Origin of the sequence: Pseudomonas sp. 21615526 (assembly GCF_013386245.1) — a bacterium.
Lineage (GTDB): Bacteria > Pseudomonadota > Gammaproteobacteria > Pseudomonadales > Pseudomonadaceae > Aquipseudomonas.
This window is the reverse complement of record NZ_JACAOM010000140.1, coordinates 1-3321: the sequence shown is the minus strand read 5'-3', so window position 1 is coordinate 3321 and position 3321 is coordinate 1. Positions and strand designations below refer to the sequence as shown.

The following is a 3321-nucleotide window of genomic DNA, read 5'->3' as shown; positions in this document are numbered from 1 at the left end:
TTACTGATACACCGCATTCGCGAGCAAGCCCGCTCCCACCGTTAGAATCGAGGTGGGCTTAGAAGGCTATACCGACCTTGAACCCATACTCGTCACGCTTGAGCTTGGTGTTGTCGGCCACGTACGAATCGTCATCGAGCTTGTACTCGGTGCGGGTGTAGTACAGGCCCGCCATCACTGGCAGATCGCCTTTCTGGTTCATCAGCAGGCTGACTTCGGCGTACGGGTTGGTGCGGTCCTTGAGGTCCACGGTGTCGCTGCCGATGCCGTCGACCTTGAGCTTGGCGCGGCCGTCGATGGTATGGCGGGCGCCCAGTTCAACACGCATGGTCATGTCGTCGAACTGGTGGTTGTAGCCCAGGGCCGCCTTGGCGAACGGCGATTTGTTGGTGAGTTTCATGTCGTAGTCGCCCGAGTCCGGCTCGTAGCGGGTCCAGCTGTAGCCGCCACCCACCAGCACGTCGACGAAGTTGCGCGCATCCAGCGCGGCACGCCAGCCGAGGTCAAGGTCGGCCTGGCCTTCCTTGAGCTTGTTGTCGCTCTTCTCGCCGTACTTGGCTTCGATACCGGCCTGGTAGATAAAGCCGGACTCAGCCGTCAGCTTGTTGCCGAAGTTATAGAACAGGCCGGCTTCAGGCATGTGGTCCTTGTCGCTTTGGCTACCGCCTTCGAGTTTGAAGTCGTTGTAGCTGCCGAGGATCCCGAAGGTGGAAATCGGGTCGGTCGGCGCTGCGGCGAACACCACACCAGGTGCCGCGATCAAGGCCAGGACCGAGGAATTCTTGAGGATCTTTCCGAATAGTTTGGACATCGTTTTACGTCTCCATTGCAGGTGGCAAATTATTCAGGAAACGCTTCGAACCCTCGTTTTGGCGAAAGGTTCGAATTAATTTGCACCTTTTTCGAGGTAAAACGGTTCAGCGAAGGCTCTATATCAAGCGTCTTGGACGGGAGCCAGCAAACGACCGAGAATTGACCGCAACTGCGGATGCACCGGCAGGCGAATGCCAAAGCTGGCCTGCAACAGGTTCAGCAACTCTTCGACGTCCTCGATTGCACGCTTTTCGCTGGCCCGGTCCAGGTAGTGAATCGCGTACTGCCCGTTGTTCAGCGTGCGGCGAAATCCCGGGCCAATCAGTGCGACTTTCAGCTGGCCGAGGAACGGCGAATCCGGATGGGTGGAGACGTACCAGTTACCGATCTCGTAGTCGAAGTGTGACTGCACCTGCAGGTCGAACACATACAAGCCGCGCCACTCACCGGCGACCTGCGCCCACAAGGTGTAGCTGCCCTCCTCCAGGCTCAGGCGATAGGGTTCATGGGCGGTGGCCTGGGTGGCATCGGTGTCCAGTTGCAAGGGACTGGTGGGCACCATGCCACCAAAGCCGACATCACTGATGTAACGCACGCCGTCCAGGGTCACCAGGCTCAGCCGATGGGTGCGCGCCGTCAGTGCATCGGGTGGCCCCCCCATCACCACACGGCCGGTAATGCCCCGCGCCTCGAAGCCCAACTCCTGCAACAAGGCCAGGAACAGCTGGTTCAGCTCGTAGCAATAACCACCACGGCCGTCGAACAGGACTTTTTGTTCGACGCTCGGCAAATCGATCGGCACCGGTGCGTGCAGCAGGGTCGACAGGCTTTCAAACGCGAAGGTGCTGACATGGCGCAACTGCAGATCCTGCAGGGTTTGCAGGGTGGGCGGAGGCGGCGTGTCGTAGCCCAGACGTTGCAGGTAGAGGCGGCTGTGGGTCAGCTCTGGCATGACGCAATCCTGGAGTCGGTGGCGAAAGCACCACTAATACCCTGACGGCGGTTATTTGCCAATTGTGGGTTGAATCAAATGCAAGCCCTCAGATGCACAAACTTTCTGAACCTTTCTGAACTGATTTATATCCATTCACTACAAGACAGGGAGGCATCATGAGTACCGCAATGATCTACACCATCCACTACTTGCTACACGGCGAACCAAAAACCTTTGTGGTGCGTGCCGAGGTCATGAACAACGCCGAAGCGTGGCATTGGGCGGCCGTTGACGCCGACATTGCCCACGTGGGGCGGATAGGCCGACCGGGCCATGAGCGGGTGAAAAAGACCACTCGGCCCTGGGCGGAGAAGTTCGGCATCACCGAGGTGACATGGACAGCCCCGAAACGGCTTGGTTGAGGAATAAAAAGCCCCGCACGACGGCGGGGCCTGTTTCACTTTTTCAGATCACCAAGGGGATCATAGGCCGGCTTCTTGCCGGTTTTTTCTGGCTTGTCCAACGGGGCAATGGCGGGGCCTACCGGGTCGACCTGTGGGTCTGCGACGTCCGGGGAATCGGGGTCGAAACCCAATTCGTCCTTGCCGCTGGAATGCTCGGATGAATGCGGGCCGCTTGTACGATTAGTCATAACTACCTCCTTGGCGCGCCGGGTCTACAGCGGGCGGGCCTTGTCGTGCAGGTTTTCCAGGTCTTCCTCGACCTGCTCTTCTTCGTCTTGCCGTTCGGCCGGGTCGTTGGGGCGCAGGGCGTCGTTGTCACGCTCCTCTTCGCCGGGCGTGCGGTCGGGGTTGGGTGTGCCGGGCGGCTGTTGCTGGTACCGGGTCATGGTTCACCTCACTTGGGGGTCGGTTGCCTACAGGGGTTAGAGAAATTGCGCTGATCCATCGTTCAACCTGATTACCGTCACTCCGACGGGTGAAGCATGAGAAGATGCTGGCCGGCGTTATAACCCTACTTGTGCCATGGAGACTGACCCTGGATGTTTGAGCTCAAACCGTGCGACCCGATTGTTTTTCGCCAGCAGACGCGACGCAGTACGTTGATAGTCGCGGGGTTGTTTGTGGTGTTGGCGATGGTGCTTTCCAGCCTGGCGGTGATGCTGTTTGGTGAGCCTGGGGGGGATAATTTTCGCTTTAATGTGGGCGGGGTGTTTGCCGGGGTGTTGATTACCGTAGGGCTGGTGCGGGGGCCGTTCTGGAACCAGGCCTGGTTCGCGCCGGCGGTGTATGGGTGGCAGCTCAAGCGCAGCCTGATGAGTGTGACGAATGTGATGCACAAGGTGACTGACGGGGTGAAGGCGAATGATCCGGTGGCGATCAAGTTGCTGCGGTTTTATCACCTTGGGTTGATGCAGATGCACGAACTGGACGCCAATTCGAGTTCTCAGGCGCAGTTGGTGCGGGAGGTTGATGAGCATCTGGAGAAGATGCGGGGGTTGGGGATTGAGCCTGACCAGACGCGGTTGGATCCGGATTGGGTTGAGGCTGTGAAAGCTCGCTGATTGGGGGGCATATCCGCTATTTGGGTGATGGCTGATATGGGTTCCGCTC

Annotated in this window: 6 protein-coding genes; 2 read left to right on the top strand and 4 right to left on the bottom strand. The window is 58.8% G+C overall.

The window, feature by feature from the left end:
- Positions 1-58 precede the first annotated feature (58 nt).
- Positions 59-811: an outer membrane beta-barrel protein gene (locus HX786_RS28410; RefSeq protein ID WP_003210885.1), complete on the bottom strand. Its 753-nt coding sequence runs from the start codon at positions 809-811 to the stop codon at positions 59-61.
- Positions 812-934: 123 nt separating this feature from the next.
- Positions 935-1765, bottom strand: coding sequence for an arylamine N-acetyltransferase (locus HX786_RS28405; RefSeq protein ID WP_178912910.1), 831 nt, complete (start codon positions 1763-1765; stop codon positions 935-937).
- 158 nt (positions 1766-1923) lie between these two features.
- On the opposite strand from HX786_RS28405, the gene HX786_RS28400 reads away from it, so the two are divergent.
- Entirely contained in the window at positions 1924-2169 is a 246-nt protein-coding gene (locus tag HX786_RS28400) for a DUF6555 family protein (protein ID WP_023658994.1), read from the top strand.
- Between the two features lie 35 nt (positions 2170-2204).
- Here HX786_RS28400 and HX786_RS28395 read toward each other — a convergent pair whose 3' ends face one another.
- Positions 2205-2399 (bottom strand): DUF6021 family protein, encoded by a 195-nt coding sequence (locus tag HX786_RS28395; RefSeq protein ID WP_003210890.1) that lies wholly within the window; start codon positions 2397-2399, stop codon positions 2205-2207.
- A gap of 24 nt (positions 2400-2423) precedes the next feature.
- Positions 2424-2597, bottom strand: a complete 174-nt coding sequence (locus HX786_RS28390) for a hypothetical protein (protein ID WP_003210891.1) — start codon at positions 2595-2597, stop codon at positions 2424-2426.
- 153 nt (positions 2598-2750) lie between these two features.
- On the opposite strand from HX786_RS28390, the gene HX786_RS28385 reads away from it, so the two are divergent.
- Positions 2751-3272: a DUF3087 family protein gene (locus tag HX786_RS28385; RefSeq protein ID WP_087693365.1), complete on the top strand. Its 522-nt coding sequence runs from the start codon at positions 2751-2753 to the stop codon at positions 3270-3272.
- Positions 3273-3321: the final 49 nt, after the last annotated feature.